This is a genomic window from Nocardiopsis sp. ATB16-24, from assembly GCF_030271535.1.
Taxonomy (GTDB): Bacteria; Actinomycetota; Actinomycetes; order Streptosporangiales; family Streptosporangiaceae; genus Nocardiopsis.
In genome coordinates, this window is record NZ_JASCXJ010000015.1 from 78,876 (window position 1) to 97,348 (window position 18,473).

An 18,473-nucleotide genomic window follows, 5' to 3' on the forward strand; every position below is an offset into this window, starting at 1 on the left:
GATGCCATGGACGCTCGTGCACTTCTTGGCCCCCGCCCTTGTCGGCCAGTAAGGAAAGCGTTTACCATGCCTGTCGTGAACCACACCACCCCACGCAGGTACGCGATCGTCGGCACCGGCTCCCGGGCCCGGATGTACACACGAGCCCTGACCACCACCCACCGGGACCGGGGGGAACTGGTCGCGTTGTGCGATCCCAACACCACCCGCATGGCCGTGCACAACCGGATCGTCACCGACGCCGGGCTCGCCCCCGTGCCGACCTACTCCCCCGACGAATTCACCCGGATGCTGCGTCAGGAGCGCGTCGACGAGGTCATCGTGTGCACCGTCGACCACACCCACGCCGACTACATCGTGGCCGCCCTGGACGCCGGATGCGACGCCCTGACCGAAAAACCCATGACCGCCGACCTGGACGGACTACGGCGCATCGAGCAGGCCCAGGCCCGTACCGGCGGGCGGGTCACGGTCGGTTTCAACTACCGCTACAACCCCGTCCACCGCCGACTGCGCGAACTCATCGCCTCCGGCGTCATCGGCGAGGTCGGCTCGGTCCACTTCGAATGGCTGCTGGACCTGCGTCACGGCGCCGACTACTTCCGACGCTGGCACCGCGACAAACAGCAGTCCGGCGGCCTGCTCGTGCACAAGGCCAGTCACCACTTCGACCTGGTCAACTGGTGGATCGCCGCCCGCCCCACCGACGTCTACGCCTCGGGACGGCTGTTCTTCTACGGCGACCACAACGGCCGCCGCCACGGCCTGGCCGCCGACTACGAACGCGTCCACGGCCACAGCGCCGCCCAGGACGACCCCTTCGCCCTGCACATGGACGACAGCCCCGACCTCACGGCCCTGTACCTGGAGGCCGAACACGAGGACGGCTACCACCGCGACCTCAACGTCTTCGGTCCCGGCATCACCATCGAGGACGACATGTCGGTGCTGGTCTCCTACGACACCGGCGCCCGCCTGACCTACCATCTGGTCGCCTACGCCCCCTGGGAGGGCTACCGGATCTCCATCACCGGCAGCAGGGGCCGCCTGGAACTGGACATGACCGAGTTCGAGTACACCTCCCCCCACCAGGACCGGACCACACCCGTACGCGGCATGCCCGCCCCCAAGGAGCACACCACCGCACGACTGTGGCTGCGCCGCCACTGGCAGCCCCCCGAGGAGATCCCCGTCACGGTCGGTGAGGGCACCCACGGCGGCGGAGACCAGGTCATGCTCGACTCCCTCTTCGGCGACATCGACGACGGCATCCGACCCGACCACGCCGACGGCGGCAACGCCCTGCTCACCGGACTGGCCGCCAACGCCTCCATCGCCTCGGGGGCCCCGGTCCGCATCGCCGACCTGCGCAAGGACGAGCGATGAGCACCCCCGTCCCCGTGCTGTTGGCCGGAGTCCACGGACACGGCCGCTCCCACCTACGCTCCCTGCGCACCCTGGCCCACAGCGGCCTGGTCGAACTCGTGGGCCTGTGCGACCAACGCCCCGTCCTCGACGGCGACGACCTGGAGGGCCACGGCCCCCTGCCCTGCCACACCGACCTGGGCCGGGCCATCGAACGCACCGGCGCACAAGTGACCATCCTGTCCACCCCCATCCACACCCACCTGCCCCTGGCCCGCACCGCCCTGGAACACGGCTCCCACGTGTTACTGGAAAAACCCACCACCGCCACCCTGGCCGAGTTCGAACAACTCGACACCGCCGTGAAGACCTCCGGCCTGGCCTGCCAGGTGGGCTTCCAAAGCCTGGGATCGACCGCGGTGCAACAGGTGCGCGCCCTCATCACCCAGGGCGAGATCGGACGCCTGCGTGGTATCGGCGGCACCGGCACCTGGGTGCGCACCTCCCACTACTACGACCGCGCCCCCTGGGCGGGGCGGCGCCGCCTGGACGGACGCGACGTGGTGGACGGCGCGCTGACCAACCCCTTCGCCCACGCCCTGGCCACCGCCCTGGCCGTCACCGGAACCCACACCCGCGCACCGGCCCGGGTGGAACTGGAGATGTTCCACGCCCACCCCATCGAGGCCGACGACACCTCGTGCGTGCGCCTGCACACCGACGAGGGCGTGCCCATCACCCTGGCGGTGACCCTGTGCGCTCCCGAACACCTGCCTCCGCGCCTGGTGGTGCACGGTGAGCGGGGACGCATCGAGTTCGAGTACACCCTGGACCGCGTCACCCTGCACCGGCCGGGCCGTGCCCCGACCACCACCACCCACCCGCGCACCCACCTGCTGGTCAACCTCCTGGACCACATACGTCACGACCGGCCCCTGCTGGTCCCGCCCTCGGCCACCCGCGCGTTCATGCACGTGCTCGAAGCGGTACGCACCGCACCCGACCCGGTGGCACTCCCCGACCACATGCAACAGGTCCACCGCACCGACGAGGGCGTGCGCCGCGTCATCCCCGGCATCGACACCCTCATCCACCGCAGCGCCGAACACCTGGCGCTGTTCTCCGAACTCGACCCCGCCTGGGACCCGGCCTCCTGGACGCGTCCCGCCCGCACGAAGGCCACACCATGAACGCGCTGACCCTGAACGGTCGTGTCCTGGCCGTCCTTCGCGACGGAACCGACATCGAACAGACCCTGTCCCCCCGCCCCCACCTGCACCCGGTGCACACCCTCGCGGGCACGGTGGTCACCGAACGACGGCCCGCCGACCACCTGCACCACTTCGGGGTGAGCGTGGCCGTGCCCGACGTGTCGGGGACCAGCTTCTGGGGAGGACGCACCTTCACCCCCGACCGGGGATCGGTGCTGCTGGACAACCACGGCACCCAACGGCACGTGTCCTGGCTGGAACTGGCCGAGGACCGCCGCGTCGAACTGCTGTCGTGGACCGACCCCCGGGGCGACGAACTGCTCAGCGAGGAGCGCACCCTGCGGGCCGCGCACCTGGACGAGCGCACCTGGGTGCTGGACGTGCGCACAGGGCTGCGCAACACCAGCGGACGCGACCTGAGCATCGGCAGCCCCGCCACCAACGGCCGACCCGGCGCCGGGTACGGGGGTCTGTTCTGGCGCGCGCCCCTCGCCGCGACCACACCCCGCATCAGCGGGGCGGGCGGACTGCGGGGCGAGCGGGCACTGCACGGCTCCCGCGCCCCGTGGCTGGCCATGGCCGGCCACACGCAGAGCGCGTGGACCCTGCTCTTCTGCCAGCCCCAAGAACACACCGACCCCTGGTTCCTGCGCGCTGAGGAGTACCCCGGCGTGGGGCCCGCCCTGGCCTGGGACCACCGCCTGCCCCTGCCCCGGGGCGCGCGTCTGGAGCGGCGGCTGCGCGTGGCGGTGCGCGACGGACACCTCGACCAGGAACAAGACCTGGAGGAGTTGGCCGCGTCCGTGCGGAACCTACCCTGACGCGGGCCCCAAGCCCAACGTGACCTCACACCCGCGGTCACCGAACACGACCACCGGGGTGGAGCCCGCCAGGGCGTGCCCCTCACACCATCGGAAGGACAACACCCCATGCGCGTTCTCGTCACCGGCGGCTCCGGGCGGTTGGGACGCAGCGTCGTCTCCGTCCTGGCCGACCGCGGACACACCGTGACCTCCGTGGACACCGCCCCCGCCGACCAGCCCCCGGGCGTGGAGACCATCACCGCCGACCTGCTCGACGACACCGCACGCCAGGAGGCCTTCACCCGCGCCCGCCCCCAAGCGGTCGTCCACCTGGCCGGAATCGCCGTGCCCTTCGCCCGCCCCGACGTGGAGACCCTCCAGGTCAACACCGGCCTGGCCTGGGCGGTGCTCTCCACGGCGGTGGCACACGGCGCCCACTCGGCGGTGGCCGCCTCCAGCCCCACCGTCTACGGGTACAACACCCCCTCCTGGACACCCCGCTACCTGCCCCTGGACGAGGCCCACCCGGTCGCCCCCTGGCACGCCTACGGGCTGAGCAAGGCCATCATCGAGGACACCGTGCGCGCCCTGGCGCGCACCAGCGACTCCTGCACCCTGTCGTGCGTGCGCCCCGGTTACGTGGTCGCCCCCGAGGAGTGGCGGGGCGCCCCCACCCAACAGGGTCACACCATGGCCCGAAGACTGGCCGACCCCGCCCTGGCCGCCACCTCCCTGTTCAACTACGTCGACGCACGCGACGCCGCCGAACTGTTCGCGCTGGTCGTGGAGAACCCCGACAAGGTCGACAACGGGCAGGTGTTCAACGCCATGGCGCCCGACCCCTTGGCCACCGGCCCGGTCCACACCCTGTTGCCCCGACACCACCCCACCACCGCCGCCGCGGCCCCCGCTCTGGCCGACGGGCGCGCGGTCTTCTCCTCCCACGCCGCCCACACCGCCCTGGGATGGACCCCCACCCGCACCTGGCGCGAACAACTGCACCCCCGGTCCGACACCGAACCACACCCCGACCAGCGGGCCTCAGCGTCCCAACGTCCATGAGCAGGGCGAGGACTCCGCTAGTCTAGGAAAGAGTTTTCCCGTGGTCCGAGGCAGGAAAGGCGGCGGCGTGGAGTCCGGTTACGTGACACTGGAGCAGGTCGCCCAACACGCCGGGGTGTCCTTGGCGACGGCGTCCAGGGTGATCAACGGCAGCACCCGGCAGGTCAGCCAACGCCTACGGGAAAAGGTCACCAAAAGCGCCCAGGAACTGGGCTACCTGGCCAACGCCTCGGCCCAGACCCTGGCCCGCAACAGCAGCTCCCTGGTCGGCCTGCTCGTCCACGACATCTCCGACCCCTACTTCTCCTCGATCGCCGCAGGGGTGACCCGCCACACCGAGGAACAGGGACTGGTCCTGGTCCTTGGCACCACCGGCCGCTCCACCCAGACCGAGAGCCGTATCCTGTCCACCCTGCGCGCACACCGCGCCCGTGCGGTGGTCCTGGTCGGCTCACGCTCCACCGACGAGGAGAGCAACCGCCGTCTGGCCCAGGAGATCCACCTGTTCCGCCGCCAGGGCGGTCGGGTGGCGTGCGTGTCCCAGGAGGGGCTGCCCGCCGACACCGTCACCCCCGACAACCACGCCGGCGCGGCCGACCTGGCCCGCCGCCTCATCGCCCAGGGACACCGCGAGTTCGCCATCCTGGCCGGACCCACCGACCTACAGACCGCGCGCGAACGCCTGGACGGGTTCCACTCCGCGCTCTCGGGCGCGGGCCTGCAACTGGCCCACCACAACGTGGTGCACGGCGCCTTCACCCGCGACGGAGGCTATGAGTCCACCCGACGCCTGATGGCCGTGGGCACCGACGCCACCTGCCTGTTCGCCGTCAACGACGTCATGGCCACCGGTGCGATGGCGGCCCTGCGCGATCTGGGCCTGCGGGTGCCCACCGACCTGTCGGTGGCCGGGTTCGACGACATCCCCACCCTGCGCGACCTGACCCCCGCGCTGACCACCGTGCGCCTGCCCCTGGAGCGGATGGGCGAGCAGGCCGCCGCACTGGCCCTGGACGGCGAACCCACCGACCAGCCCCGCGTGGTCACCGTCAAAGGCGAGGTCGTCGAACGCGAGAGCACCGCACCGCCCACCCGCTGATCCCGAGCGGTGATCCCGTCCCGTTCGGAGCCCCCGCCTCGCCGGTGGGATCGGCACGGGCCGGCTCCCTGAGGAGGAGGGCGGGGCCGGCCAAGTCGTCGTCGCCATGCCGGCGGGTGCCGGCCTGGAACCCCAGGGCGAACCGCTCGGGTGCGTGCCCCCGACGGCGGCCGGGCCGGGTGCCCGCCCTGTCCCGCGACGCCCCAAGGCCATGCGGTCCCACACCCGGGAACCCGGTCCCGAAGAACACGAGCCGCACCACACCAGGGCACCGCCGCCCCTTGCCGGACTCACCCGTTTCGCCCCTGAGCAGCGGCCTCGGCCGCGCGGATGCGCGCGGTGGCCAGTGCGCGCACCGCCACGGCCGCCAGCACGATGCTGATGGCCCCCGCCACCAACAGGGGTGCGGTCAGCGCGACCCGGCGTCCCAGCTCCGGTTCGACAAGGGTGGCGATCACACCTGCGAGCAGCATGCCCACCGGAGCCGTCCCCCACCCGATCGTGCGGTAGGCGGACAGGACCCGGGAGAGCAAAGGGGCGGGGATGATGCGCTGGCGCAGGGAGAGCGTGACCACGTTCCACCACACGGCGGCGAACCCGACCAGCAGCCAGAGCACCGCGAACAGCACCGCGCTGGGCGCCACGGCGACGGTGACATAGGCAAGGCCCTGGACGGCCAAGGCCAGAGGCAGCGCGACACCGGGCGGGACGTGGGGGACCAGCCACGGCACCACCTGAGCGCCGATGACCATCCCGGCCGCGACCGCGGTGAGCAGCAACCCGTAACCGCGTGAGTCCAACCCGAGGACGTCCTGGGCGAAGAGCACCAGGACGGCGGAGTTCATAGCGGTCGCCATGGTGGACAGACCCAAGAACACGGCCAGAGTGCGCAGCAGGCGGTGCCGCCACAACCAGCCCACACCCTCGGCGAGCATCTGACCAGGAGAACCCGAAGGACCGTCCTTCGCCGTCCGAGCGGGGTGGAAGTCCCCTCGCAGGCCCCACAGCACCAGGGCGGCGCAGCCCACGAGCAAGGCCTGGAATCCGAAGGCCCACACCATGGACAACGCCACGAGGAAACCGGCGACGGGGGTCCCCACGAAGCGGCTCGCGATCTCCTCCACGCTCCACAGGGTGCCGTTGGCGCGCTCCAGACGGCTGCGAGGCACCACCATGGGCAGCAGGGCCTGAGCGGTGTTGTCGAAGAAGACCTCGCACACACCCACCAGGAGAGCCACCAAGAGCACCACCGGCAGGCTGGCCACCTCCAGAGCCATCAAGGTGGCCAGGGCGGCCAGGACCGCGGCCTTGCCGCCGGCGGCCATCGCCATGAGACGGCGCCGATCGACGCGGTCACCGACCACGCCCGCCACCAAGGCGAGCAGGAGCCAGGGCAGACGGGTGGCCATACCGACGGCGGAGACCGCCAAGGGGTCGTCGGTGAGGGTGGAGGCGTACCAGGGCAGGGCGACCAGGGCGATGCCATCGCTGAGATTGCCCAGCGCACTGGCCGTCAGCAGCCTGCCGTAGTCGCGCCCCAGAGGTTCGCGAGCCTGCGCGGGGGGTGGAGTGGAGGAGTTCTCCGGCAGGGAGTCCATGCAGATGTGATCCGTTCCGGGGGGCGATCACCTTGCGCAGCGGGGGCGTGCCGCCGAGCCTTCCTAGGACAAGGTAACGCTGAGTCACGCCACTTCGCACGTGAAGCCGCATCGCGTTCTGCGGAATCCGTCCACGGCCACGGCACACCCCGAGCCCACACGCCCACGCGGGCCGGAGCACCCATGGCAGGGCGCCCCGACCCGCGTCCGGTCGCGTACCCGGTGCTAGGGGGAGGCTTCCGCGACCGGGGTGAGCGTGTCGGCGAACACCAGGCCATGACCGGGCCCGGTGTCGGCACGCACCCGCCCCTGGGCGAACTCCACCCCGCTGGGACGGGCCAACGCCCCCAACGCGGCGAAAGAGGCCCGATCGATGTCCTCGACCATGGCCACCCGGGGCAGACACAGCGCCAGCTGACCCGACAGCTCGGGCAACAGGTGCGGAGCCACCGGCACACCTCGGCGCGCCATCGACTCCGCGATCCGCAGGAACGGGGTGATACCGCCCACCCGCACCACGTTGGGCTGGGCGACATCGCACACCCCCAACTCCACGGCCCGCTCGAACTCGGCGATCGTGCGCAGGTTCTCCCCGATCGCGAACGGCACCGAGGTGCGTTCACGAAGCCGAGCATGCGCCTCCAGGTCCTCGGCCGGCAGCGGCTCCTCCACGAAATGCACGGAGAAGTCCTCCAACGCCGCCAACGCACGGGCCGCCCCCAACACGTCCCAGCGCTGGTTGGCGTCCACCATCAGCACACGCCCCTCCCCCAGCACCCGACGCACCGCCTCCACCCGCTCCACGTCGCGGGCGACCTGCGGCGAACCGACCTTGATCTTGGCCGCCTCGTGCCCGGCCTTGACCCAACCGTGCACCTGCTCCACCAGGTCGGGCAGGGGATAGTCCAGATTCACCCCGCTTCCGTAGGCCGGCGCCGACTCCCGACGCCGACCCACCAACTCCACCAGACTCATCCGTGCGGCTTGGGCGCTCAGATCCCACAGGGCGATGTCCACCCCGGCCAGCGCCATCAGAGTGAGCCCGCTGGTGCCCGCCTCCCGCAGATGCCAGCGCAGCTCGTCCCACAGGCACGGGTGGGCCCCACGGCCCACCACCGCCCCGGCGATGTCGTCGTTGACCAGGGCGGCCACCGCCCCGGCCCCGATCAGCGGGGTCCAGGAGAACCCCGTACCGACCAGGCCGGAGTCGGTGACCACCCGCACCACCACCACGTCGTTGCGGTCCACCCCGCCGTCCCAGGGCCGATGCAGCGGCAACCTGAAGGCACGGGCGGCTACCTCGGTGACGCGCACTCACTCCCCCTTGACCAGGGACAGCCCGGTCTCGATGAGCTCGGCCAGGTCCGCCTCGTCCTGGGAGGTGGGATCCACCAGCGGCGCCCGCACCCCGCCCACGTCCATCCCGCGCAACCGCGCCCCCGCCTTGACCAGCGACACCGCATACCCCGGGACGCGATCACGCAGGCGCACCAGGGGATCGAAGAACTCGCGCATCAAGGTGTCGGCCAGCGCGTCCCCCGCGTGGAAGGCGGTGTAGAAGGCGTTGGCCACCTCGGGCACGAAGGCGAAGGCGGCCGAGGAGTACAGCGGAACCCCCACCCCGCGGGAGGCCGCCACCGTCAGCTCGGCGGTGGGCAGCCCGTTGAAGAAGGTGAACTCCTCACCGCGCACCCGGCGTGCCGCCAGCACGATCTGGTGCATCGACCCCAGGTCACCGACACCGTCCTTGAAACCCACCACCGACGGGATGCCCGCCAGCTCCGCGACGCTGTCGGCGGTGAAGACCATCGACCCGCGCTGGTAGACCACCACCGGGATGTCCACGGCCGAGGCCACCGTGCGCACGTACTCCACCAGCCCCCGCTGCGGCGCCGCCACCAGGTAGGGGGGCAACAGCAGGATGCCGTCGGCCCCCGCCCGCTTGGCCGCGTGCGCCTGCTCGATGGCGGTGCCCACACTGCCGCCCGCCCCGGCGACCACCGGCACACGACCCGCGGTGACCTCCACCGAACGCCGCACCACGGCGGCGTGCTCGGCGGCCGACAACGCGTGGATCTCACCGGTGCCGCAGGCCGCGAACACACCGCCCGCACCGTGCTCCACCCCCGAGGAGACGTGCTCGGCCAGCACCTCCTCGTTCACCCCGCCCGCGGAGTCGAAGGGGGTCAGCGGAAAGAACAGGATTCCGTCGAAGTTCATCTCTTCCTCGTATCTGCTTGCCGGAACCCCGGGGGCGTCAGGACACGCCCCCGGGGAGTGTTCACAGGACGTGTTGGACGTGGCGGCGGGCCACGGTGGCGATCACGTCGTCACCGTCACAGGACCAGATCCGCTCGTTGAAGATCTCCACCTCGATGTCGCCGTCATAGCCGGCCTCGTCCACCGCACGGCGCAGACCGCGCACATCGGCATGGCCGTCACCGACCATCCCCCGCCCCAGCAGGGCGTCGGCGGGAAGGGGCAGCTCCCAGTCACAGGCCTGGAAGGAGGCGATACGCCCACCCTCCCCCGCACGGGCGATCTGCTCCCACACCTGCGGGTCCCACCACACGTGGTAGGCGTCCACCACCACACCGACGGTGGCGGCGTCGAAGCGCTCGGCCAGGTCCAGGGCCTGGCCCAGGGTGGACAGCACCGCCCGGTCCGCACAGAACATCGGATGCAAAGGCTCCAGGGCGAGCCGCACACCGCGTTCGGCGGCGTAGGGGACCAAACGCGCGACGGCGTCGGCCACGCGCTCACGGATCCCCACCAGGTCGCGTTCGCCCTCGGGCATACCGCCCACCACCATGACCAGGCAGGCGGCGCCCAGTTCGGCGGCCTCGTCGATCGCGCGACGGTTGTCCTCCAAGGACGCCTCCTGCTCGTGCCCGGTCAAGAATCCGCCGCGACAGTAGGAGGACACACGCAGCCCCGTACGTCGCAGCAGGCGGGACGCCCTGGCCAGCCCCATCTCGGCCACCGGCTCACGCCACACACCGATCGCCGGCAGCCCGGCGCGCAGACAGCCGTCCACGGCCTGGGGCAGGTTCCAGTACTTGACGGTGGCCTGGTTGAGGGAGAGCCGGGCCAGCCGGGCATCGCCCGGCCGGGGTGTGGGCAGGGTGGCGGGAAGCCCGGAGGGCACGTCCACGGCCGCTGGCCCGACCGCCGCGGTGTCCGTCGAAGTCGTACTCACTGCTCCACCCCCGACACCTCCAGGAGCGTTCGCATGCGCGCCGCCGCCAGGTCCGGATCGGACAGCACCCCGGCGGCGTCGGCCAGGCGCAGCGCCCGAGCCAGATGGGGCAGGTCGCGGGCACTGTGCAGCCCGCCCACCATGTGGAACCCCTTCTGGTGGCCGTTGAGCCAGGCCAGGAAGGCGATACCGGTCTTGTAGTAGAAGGTGGGCGCGGCGAACAGGTGCCGGGCCAGGGGGACGGTGGGATCCATCAGCGCCCGGTAGCGGCCGGTGTCGCCCTGGTCCAGGGCGGCCAGCGCACGGGCCGCGACCGGGGCGATGGCGGCGAAGATCCCCAGCAGGGCGTGGGAGTGGCCGTCATCGTCGCCCAGGATCAGGTCGGGGTAGTGGAAGTCGTCCCCGGTGTACAGGCGCACCCCTTCGGGCAGCAGTCGGCGCAGCTCCACCTCCAGGGAGGCGTCGAGCAGGGAGACCTTGATGCCCTCCACCTTCGCGGCGTGCTCGGTGATCAGGGCCGCCACCGGTGCGATCGCCTCGGCGGGGTCGGCGTGACCCCAGTAACCGGCCAGGGCGGGGTCGAAGGCGGTGCCCAGCCAGTGCAGGATGACCGGCCGGTCGGCCTGCTGGAGCAGGCGTCCGTAGACCTTGGCGTAGTCGTCGGGGCCCGAGGCCAGGGCCGCCAGGGCCCGGGAGGCCATCAGGATGGGCGTGGCGCCGGCCTCCTGGACGACGTCGAGTTGCTCACCATAGGCGGTGATAACGCTTTCCAGAGTGGCCTGCGAAGGGTCGATCTGGTCGGTGCCCACCCCGCAGGCCAGGACCGCGCCGCGTGCGGCGGCCTCGGCCCCCGACCTGCGGATCAGCTCGGCGGTGGCCTGCCAGTCCAGACCCATGCCGCGTTGGGCGGTGTCCATGGCGTCGGCCACGCCCAGACCTTGGTCCCACAGGTGGTGCCGGAAGGCCAGGGTGGCCTCCCAGTCCAGGTGGGCCGGCGCCCCGGGGGCGTTGGGTCCCAAGGGGTCGGCCACCACGTGGGCCGCCGCGTAGACGGTACGGGAGCGGGCCGGGGACAGCGGGGAGGCGTCCACGGGGGTGCCGCTCAGGGTGTAGGCAGCGGTCGTGCCGTCGGCCTGGGGAAGAAGGAGCGTGCTCATGCGAGGGTGACCTCGTCCAGTTCGATCGTGCGTCCGGTACGTGCCGACCGCAGCCCGGCCTCGGCCATCTGCAGGCCGCGCGCCCCGGAGAGCAGGTCGTGCGGGAAGGGGGCGTCCACGACCACGTGGCGCAGGAAGTCCTCCCACTGGGCGCGGAAGCCGTTGGGGAAGTCGGTGTTGTCGGGCACCCGGTCCCACTGGTCGCGGTAGCGGGCGTCGTCCTCCAGGTCGGGGTTCCACACCGCCTTGGGCGTGACCGAGCGGTGTTGGACGCGGCAGGAGCGCAGACCCGCCACGGCGCTGCCGTGGGTGCCGTCGACCTGGAACTCCACCAGTTCGTCGCGGGCCACGCGCACGCTCCAGGAGGAGTTGATCTGGGCGATGGCGCCGTCGTGCAGCTCGAAGATGCCATAGGCCGCGTCGTCGGCGGTGGCCTCGTAGGGGCGGCCGTCCTCGTCCCAGCGGCGCGGGATGTGGGTGGCGACCTTGGCGGTGACCGTCCGCACCGGGCCGAACAGGTGCTCCAGGATGTAGTGCCAGTGCGGGAACATGTCCAGCACCATGCCGCCGCCCTCCTCGGCGCGGTAGTTCCAGCTGGGACGCTGGGCGGACTGCCAGTCGCCCTCGAAGACCCAGTAGCCGAACTCGCCGCGCACCGACAGGATCCGACCGAAGAAGCCGCTGTCGATGAGTCTGCGCAGCTTGAGCAGCCCGGGCAGGAACAGCTTGTCCTGGACCACCCCGTTGCGCACGCCCGCGTCACGGGCCAGTTTGGCCAGCTCCAGGGCGGAGCTGAGGGTACTCGCGGTGGGCTTTTCGACGTAGACGTGCTTGCCCGCGGCGATGGCGGCGCGCACGGCGGCCTCGCGGGCGTGCGTGATCTGGGAGTCGAAGTAGATCTTGGTGCTCTCCTGGGAGAGCACGGCGTCCAGGTCGGTGGACCAACGTTCGATCCCGTGGCGTTCGGCGATCTCGCGCAGCTTGCGCTCGGAGCGCCCGACCAGGATGGGTTCGGGGATGATCCGGGAGCCGTCGGGCAGGCGGACGCCGCCCTCCTCCCGGATGGCCAGGATCGACCGGGTCAGGTGCTGCCGGTACCCCATGCGACCGGTGACGCCGTTCATGGCCACATCCAGCACATGATCACCCATAGGTTGTTGCCCCTTTCCTTGTGAAAGCGCTTTCCAGCGTACGGCAAACCGCCCCTTCGCACCAGAGGGACCCCCGACCAGCCATGACGCCGACGTGCCCCCACCGCGCGCACGGGCGCCCCGTGAGGGGAAGGACCCCCTCACATGAGCGGCGCGTCACGGCAATTTTTCGGAAAAGTCCTGCGCGCCCCGAAAGGACACCGCTGACACCGCCAATACCGGCCACATCGCACACCCACGTCCTTGGGAAGGCCTTCGGTGAGCGTTCCCCCACCGCCGACGCTCCTCGTGGGATGTGGACAAAGAGCCGACGAAGACCCACAGTTGAGCAACACCATGTACAGCCGATTCACCTGACGACGCTGGTCAGGCCGGTTCCTGCCACCGTGCGGGGCGCCCGGGCACAAGGTCGCCCCCTTCTCCTCGAAGGGGGACCTCGGCGACCACGCCGAGGACGACCCGGAACCCTCGCCTCGTCACGGGCCATCCGTGGCCTGACCGCTTCGTCAACGGTCGCCCCGTCCGGGAGGAGTGCCGTTGAGGTCTCACACCGGCCCCACAGGCGGACACCGCCGGCCCGGCGCCCCTGATCCGGCGTGCGGCGTCCCCGTCACGGCCAGGGGTGCTCAGTTGATGTGCGCACGTGCAGGTGCTCACGTTCAACGGCGATCTCCCTGCCTTGCAGGCCGCGTCCCAAGGCCCGGCACGGTCGGGAGGGAGCGCGAGCCCACCACCTCGCCCGCACCGAACGACCCCCACCCGGGAAACGACCGCGATCGGCCCCATCCCCCGGTGACGTGGGGCCACACGTGGTCCCGGACCGCAGAACACCTTCTCCGAAGGTGGCCGGCGGTCTTGCCGCCCGCGCCTTCGGTGTGCGGAGACGGTGCCCCAACGCCTCCCTCACCGCCGCCCCGGTCATGTCCACCATGGCCGTCCGGTGTTTCCAAGCGCCCGGATCTGGAAGGAGAAAGGCGCTCTCCTTCCTCCCCAGAGCGCAGGCTGCACGTTCGACGACCTGATGATCAAGGAGACCTGAACATGGTCCAACAGACTCGCGAGCAGTGGGGGACGCGCGCGGGCTTTTTGATGGCGGCGATCGGCTCCGCCGTCGGGCTGGGCAACATCTGGCGATTCCCCTACGTCGCCTACGACAACGGGGGCGGCGCCTTCCTGGTGCCCTACCTCATCGCCCTGCTCACCGCCGGCATCCCACTGTTGATCCTTGAGTACAGCATCGGACACCGCTACCGGGCCTCCGCACCACTGGCCTACCGGCGTATCTTCCGACCCGCGGAGGCCATCGGCTGGTGGCAGGTGGCCATCTGCTTCGTCATCGCGGTCTACTACGGCGCCATCATCGCCTGGAGCTGCGCCTACCTGGTCTTCTCCATCCGTGAGTCATGGGGCGATGACCCCGACGGTTTCTTCTTCGGCGAGTACCTGCAAACGAGCGAGGCCCCCGGCGCGATCTCCGGCTACGTCCCCGGGGTCGCTCTGCCCCTCATCGGCGTGTGGGCGGTGGTCCTGGTGATCCTGGCGTTGGGCGTGCGCAACGGCATCGAAAAGGCCAACCGGATCTTCATCCCGCTGCTGGTGGTGCTGTTCCTGATCCTGGTGGTGCAGGCGGTCACCCTGGAGGGGGCCGCCGATGGCCTCAACGCGCTGTTCACCCCCGACTGGAGCGCCATGCTCAACGGCAGCGTGTGGGTGGCCGCCTACGGGCAGATCTTCTTCTCGCTCTCCATCGGCTTCGCCATCATGGTCACCTACGCCTCCTACCTGCGCCGCAGGACCGACCTGAGCGGCACCGCGGTCACCGCGGGCTTCGCCAACAGCTCCTTCGAACTCCTCGCGGGCATCGGCGTGTTCGCGGCCCTGGGCTTCATGGCCGGCGCCGCCGGCACCACCGTCGACCAGGTGGCCACCTCCGGCATCGGACTGGCCTTCGTCGCCTTCCCACAGATCATCTCCACCCTGCCCTTCGGCGGAGCACTGTTCGGTGTGCTCTTCTTCGCCTCCCTGACCATCGCCGGTATCACCTCGCTGATCAGCATCGTGGAGGTCATCATCTCCGCCGTGCGCGACCGCACGGGACTGGGCCGGATCCCGACCGTGCTGCTGGTGGGCGGGACCACGGCACTGGTGTCGATCCTGCTCTTCCCCACACCCGAGGGGCTGTACTACCTGGACGTATTCGACCACTTCATCAACCAGTACGGCATCGCCCTGGCGGCCCTGGTGATGCTGATCGTCTTCGCGTGGATCCTGCGCAGACTGCCGATGTTCGACAGGCACGCCGCCACCTTCTCCTCCATCCCGCTGGGCCTGTGGTGGAAGGTCGCGCTGGGGGTCATCACTCCGCTCCTGTTGGGCTTCATGATGTGGGACAGCCTGCGCACGGAGTTGGCGCAGAACTACGAGGACTACCCCACCCAGTTCCTGCTCACCGCGGGATGGGGCGTGGCCATCGGCGCCATCGTCTTCGGCGTGATCGTCTCCCTCTTCCCCTGGAAGCGGGCCGGCACCACGACCGAGGAGGACCGCCGGAACATGACCGACCAGATCGAGGAAGGGGACCGCTGATGTCCGCCAGCGCGATCACCATGATGATCGTCTCCATCGTCCTGGTGTGGGGCGGCCTCGTCGCGGCCATCATCCACCTGCGCCGCCACCCCGACGAGTCCGGGACCGACTGACCCCGAAACCGTGAAGGACCCCGGATCAGACGATCCGGGGTCCCTTGCGTCCGTATGGCCGTCGCACAGGCCCGGACGGGCGTCTACTTCGCGGCGAACTCCCGCACGATGCGCTCACAGAACGCGGGCAGGTCGTCCGGGGCGCGGCTGGTGGTCAGGCCCTGGTCGGTGACGACCTCCTCGTCCACCACCGTCGCCCCCGCGTTGCGCAGATCGGTGCGCACACTGGGGTAGGAGGTGACGGTGCGTCCGCGCACCACGTCGGCCTCCACCAGGATCCACGGCCCGTGGCAGATGGCCGCCACCGGCTTGTCCGCCGCGACGAAGTCGCGCACCAGCCCCACCGCGTCCTCGTTCAGGCGCAGGTTGTCGGGGTTGACCGTTCCACCGGGGACCAGCAGGGCGTCGTAGTCGTCCACCCCGACCTCGGAGACCACCCGGTCCACCGTGAACCGGTCCGCCGGGTCGATGTCGCCCTTCATCGCCTGGATCTTCCCCGACTCCAGTGAGACCAGGTCGATACGGGCCCCCTCCTCCTGCAACGCCTCCCGCGGCTTGACGAGTTCGACCTGCTCGACTCCGTCCGCCGCCAGGATCGCGACCCGGCGGCCGTTGAGCGTGTCAGCCACAACTGCCTCCCATCTCCGAGCGTCGCGGCACCTCTTCGTGCCCGTGGGGGCGCCCCTACCCACACCGGCCCCGCTTCCAACGAACCTGGACGAAGGGCCGCCCCATGTCCGCGGCCCCTCCGGCAACGGCGCTCTCACCGCACAGAATCAGCCCGGCCGTGCCCTTGGGGCACGGCCTCAGCCCAGACGGCCCCGGGCGTCCTTGCCCGCCCCGGCGCAAAGGCGCTCCAACAGGTCGAGCAGAGTGTCGGCGCGTACCCGGACCCCTTCGCCCTCCACCGCACCCTCCTCCCAACCGAGCAGGAACCGACCGGTGAAACGGAAGGGGGCGACTCCAGGCCGGGACGACAACCACGTGCGCGTCGACTCGTCCAGAACCTCGCGGGCGAAGCCCTCGTCCTGGGCCATCACCTCGAACCGCTCATCGAACTCCGCCTGCGGCGAACGCCAGAGACGGACCTCCACCGAAGAGGGGAAGGACATCACCTCCGAAGAGGCCTGCCTCACCCCCAACTCCGGCACGGCGTCGGGCAGGGACACCACGACCACGGTGTACACGTTGACCACGGTCCGGTCGCGCTGCCGGGGGCAGGGCGCGGTGTAGGCGTACTCATAGGCCATGACCCGACGACCCCGCAGCTGGGTGCACAGCACGTGCCGGGCCCGGGCGTTGGAGCGCCGCTCCAGGAAGGGGGCACCCTCGAAACGGTCGACCAGTTCGGGCCGCTCACGGTCATAACTCCACCCCTCACGCCGCGCCCAGGCGGCCAGGGCACGGGAACGGCGGCGTTCGGCGGCCGACCCCGTCACGGCCATCGCACCGACGATCGTGACGACCAGGACCACGATCACCAGGACCAGGACGGTGGGGGGTTCCATGGGGGCTCCTCGTGCGGTGTGGCTCTTGTCACTGAGACGCCGCCCGCTCCCCCGCCGGTTCCGTCCGTACCCGTTCGTTATCGCGACTCCACCCCGGCGTGTCCCGCCCGCACCACACCCGCCTCCGAGACGACGACGCCCCTACCGGCCCCGCCGCTCAGTCCAGGGAGAAGACCTTGCCGGGGTTGAAGATCCCGGCGGGGTCCAAGGCGTTCTTGACCGCCCGGTGCATGGCCAGCACCTGTGGGCCCATCTCCCGCGCCGCCCCGCGCATCTTCAGCAGGCCCACACCATGTTCCCCGGTGACCGTGCCCCCCAGGGCGATCGCCTCGTCCACGATCACCTCGAAGGCCTCCTGAGCACGCTTCTTGGCGGCCTCGTCACCGGCCGGGACGATGAACAAAGGGTGCAGGTTGCCATCACCGGCGTGCGCGATGTTGCCGATATGCGTGGAGAAGCGTTCCCCGACCTGTTCGATGCGCTCCAACATCAAGGGGACCTTCGCCTTGGGAACGCACACGTCCTCGGTCAACAGGGGCCCCAGACGCTCCAACGCCGGGTAGGCCAGACGCCGCGCCTCGAACAGGGCCTCGGCCTCCTCGGCATCGGTGGAACGCACCGCATAGACCGCGCCCTGCGCGCGGAAACACTCCAGGACGAGGTCGGCCTCCTGCTCTCCCGCGGCCCCGGGCTGGTCGCTGCGCGCCAGCAACAGCACCTCGCCCTCGGCCGACAGGCCCATGTTCTTCCAGGAGTCCACCGCCTGTAGGCAGAAACGGTCGATCAGCTCCATCGCCGAGGGCACCACCCCGGCGGCCGAGACCGCCGCCACCGCACGCCCGGCTTCCGCCAGGGAGTCGAAGTAACCCACCACCGTGTGCTCGGTACCGGTGCGCAAGGGAAGCATCCGCAGCGTCACCTCGGTGACCATGCCCAAGGTCCCCTCCGAACCCACCATGAGCCCGCACAGGTCGTAGCCGGTCACCCCCTTGGCGGTGGTACGACCCAACCGCACCACCTCGCCCGAACCCACGACCGCCTCCATCCCCAGGACGTAGTCGCGGGTGACCCCGTACTTGACGCAGCACAGGCCGCCGGCGTTGGTGGCCACGTTCCCGCCGATCGTCGACCAGGCCGCCGAGGCGGGATCGGGCGGGTACCACAGGCCGTCCCGGGCCACGCGCTCACGCAGGGCGTCGTTGACCACGCCGGGCTGCACGGTGGCCGTCTGCTGGACGGGGTCGACCTCCAGCACCCGGTTCATCCGCTCGAAGGAGACCACCACCCAGCCCCGCCCGGAGTTGGCCGCACCCGACAGTCCCGTTCCCGCGCCGCGGGCGACCATCGCCACCCCCTGCTCGGCGCACACGCGCACCACCGCCGCCACGTCCTCGGTGTGGCGGGGGCGCACGACCGCGGCCGGAAGGGCGTGGTCGGCCCACTCGGCCTCGTCGTGGGAGTAACCCCCCATCACCTGGGGATCGGTCACGATCTGTTCAGCACCCACCGCTGCCGTCAACCTCTCGGCGATCCCGGACATGGGCACACTCCTCACCGCTCGCTCGGACGCCCCGTCGCGCCGATGCCGTCCAGCACTCTAACCAGACACGCCGCTCCCACG

The 18,473-nt window shown here is 70.8% G+C and carries 16 protein-coding genes; 7 read left to right on the top strand and 9 right to left on the bottom strand.

Annotated features, from left to right (window positions below; genetic code table 11):
- Nucleotides 1-66 precede the first annotated feature (66 nt).
- From PFX91_RS16690 to PFX91_RS16710, 5 genes are all read left to right on the top strand, one after another.
- Nucleotides 67-1,386: a Gfo/Idh/MocA family protein gene (locus PFX91_RS16690; protein WP_285732924.1), complete on the top strand. Its 1,320-nt coding sequence runs from the start codon at nucleotides 67-69 to the stop codon at nucleotides 1,384-1,386.
- Nucleotides 1,383-2,555, top strand: a complete 1,173-nt coding sequence (locus tag PFX91_RS16695) for a Gfo/Idh/MocA family protein (RefSeq protein ID WP_285732926.1) — start codon at nucleotides 1,383-1,385, stop codon at nucleotides 2,553-2,555. Before PFX91_RS16690 ends, PFX91_RS16695 begins: the two co-directional genes overlap by 4 nt.
- Nucleotides 2,552-3,397: a DUF6807 domain-containing protein gene (locus PFX91_RS16700; protein WP_285732928.1), complete on the top strand. Its 846-nt coding sequence runs from the start codon at nucleotides 2,552-2,554 to the stop codon at nucleotides 3,395-3,397. The genes PFX91_RS16695 and PFX91_RS16700 overlap by 4 nt, the downstream gene beginning before the upstream one ends.
- A 108-nt stretch (nucleotides 3,398-3,505) precedes the next feature.
- Entirely contained in the window at nucleotides 3,506-4,441 is a 936-nt protein-coding gene (locus PFX91_RS16705; RefSeq protein ID WP_285732930.1) for an NAD-dependent epimerase/dehydratase family protein, read from the top strand.
- Between the two features lie 67 nt (nucleotides 4,442-4,508).
- Nucleotides 4,509-5,540: a LacI family DNA-binding transcriptional regulator gene (locus tag PFX91_RS16710; protein ID WP_285733022.1), complete on the top strand. Its 1,032-nt coding sequence runs from the start codon at nucleotides 4,509-4,511 to the stop codon at nucleotides 5,538-5,540.
- Between the two features lie 290 nt (nucleotides 5,541-5,830).
- Here the strand turns inward: PFX91_RS16710 and PFX91_RS16715 are convergent, their stop codons facing one another.
- The 6 genes from PFX91_RS16715 to PFX91_RS16740 all read right to left on the bottom strand — a co-directional run bounded on the left by PFX91_RS16715 (nucleotide 5,831) and on the right by PFX91_RS16740 (nucleotide 12,645).
- Nucleotides 5,831-7,138: an MFS transporter gene (locus tag PFX91_RS16715; RefSeq protein WP_285732932.1), complete on the bottom strand. Its 1,308-nt coding sequence runs from the start codon at nucleotides 7,136-7,138 to the stop codon at nucleotides 5,831-5,833.
- A 225-nt stretch (nucleotides 7,139-7,363) separates the two neighbouring features.
- A complete protein-coding gene (locus PFX91_RS16720) occupies nucleotides 7,364-8,452 on the bottom strand; it encodes a mandelate racemase/muconate lactonizing enzyme family protein (protein ID WP_285732934.1) in 1,089 nt (362 codons plus the stop codon).
- Complete coding sequence (locus PFX91_RS16725; protein WP_285732936.1) at nucleotides 8,453-9,358, bottom strand: 5-dehydro-4-deoxyglucarate dehydratase; 906 nt, start codon at nucleotides 9,356-9,358, stop codon at nucleotides 8,453-8,455. It abuts the gene before it with no gap.
- 61 nt (nucleotides 9,359-9,419) lie between these two features.
- The gene (locus PFX91_RS16730) at nucleotides 9,420-10,337 is read right to left on the bottom strand and encodes a sugar phosphate isomerase/epimerase family protein (protein WP_285732937.1); all 918 of its coding nucleotides are present in this window, start codon (nucleotides 10,335-10,337) and stop codon (nucleotides 9,420-9,422) included.
- A complete protein-coding gene (locus PFX91_RS16735; protein ID WP_285732939.1) occupies nucleotides 10,334-11,494 on the bottom strand; it encodes a dihydrodipicolinate synthase family protein in 1,161 nt (386 codons plus the stop codon). Before PFX91_RS16735 ends, PFX91_RS16730 begins: the two co-directional genes overlap by 4 nt.
- Nucleotides 11,491-12,645, bottom strand: a complete 1,155-nt coding sequence (locus PFX91_RS16740) for a Gfo/Idh/MocA family protein (RefSeq protein WP_285732941.1) — start codon at nucleotides 12,643-12,645, stop codon at nucleotides 11,491-11,493. The genes PFX91_RS16735 and PFX91_RS16740 overlap by 4 nt, the downstream gene beginning before the upstream one ends.
- Nucleotides 12,646-13,686: 1,041 nt before the next feature.
- Between PFX91_RS16740 and PFX91_RS16750 the strand changes: the two genes are divergently transcribed.
- On the top strand, nucleotides 13,687-15,231 hold the full coding sequence (locus tag PFX91_RS16750) for a sodium-dependent transporter (RefSeq protein WP_285732944.1): 1,545 nt from the start codon (nucleotides 13,687-13,689) through the stop codon (nucleotides 15,229-15,231).
- The gene (locus PFX91_RS16755; RefSeq protein ID WP_285732945.1) at nucleotides 15,231-15,344 is read left to right on the top strand and encodes a methionine/alanine import family NSS transporter small subunit; all 114 of its coding nucleotides are present in this window, start codon (nucleotides 15,231-15,233) and stop codon (nucleotides 15,342-15,344) included. Before PFX91_RS16750 ends, PFX91_RS16755 begins: the two co-directional genes overlap by 1 nt.
- Before the next feature lie 83 nt (nucleotides 15,345-15,427).
- On the opposite strand, the gene PFX91_RS16760 is transcribed toward PFX91_RS16755, so the two are convergent.
- From PFX91_RS16760 to PFX91_RS16770, 3 genes are all read right to left on the bottom strand, one after another.
- The gene (locus PFX91_RS16760) at nucleotides 15,428-15,973 is read right to left on the bottom strand and encodes a type 1 glutamine amidotransferase domain-containing protein (protein ID WP_285732947.1); all 546 of its coding nucleotides are present in this window, start codon (nucleotides 15,971-15,973) and stop codon (nucleotides 15,428-15,430) included.
- Nucleotides 15,974-16,150: 177 nt separating this feature from the next.
- Entirely contained in the window at nucleotides 16,151-16,852 is a 702-nt protein-coding gene (locus PFX91_RS16765; protein ID WP_285732949.1) for a hypothetical protein, read from the bottom strand.
- Nucleotides 16,853-17,009: 157 nt separating this feature from the next.
- Nucleotides 17,010-18,392, bottom strand: a complete 1,383-nt coding sequence (locus tag PFX91_RS16770) for an FAD-binding oxidoreductase (protein WP_285732951.1) — start codon at nucleotides 18,390-18,392, stop codon at nucleotides 17,010-17,012.
- Nucleotides 18,393-18,473 lie beyond the last annotated feature (81 nt).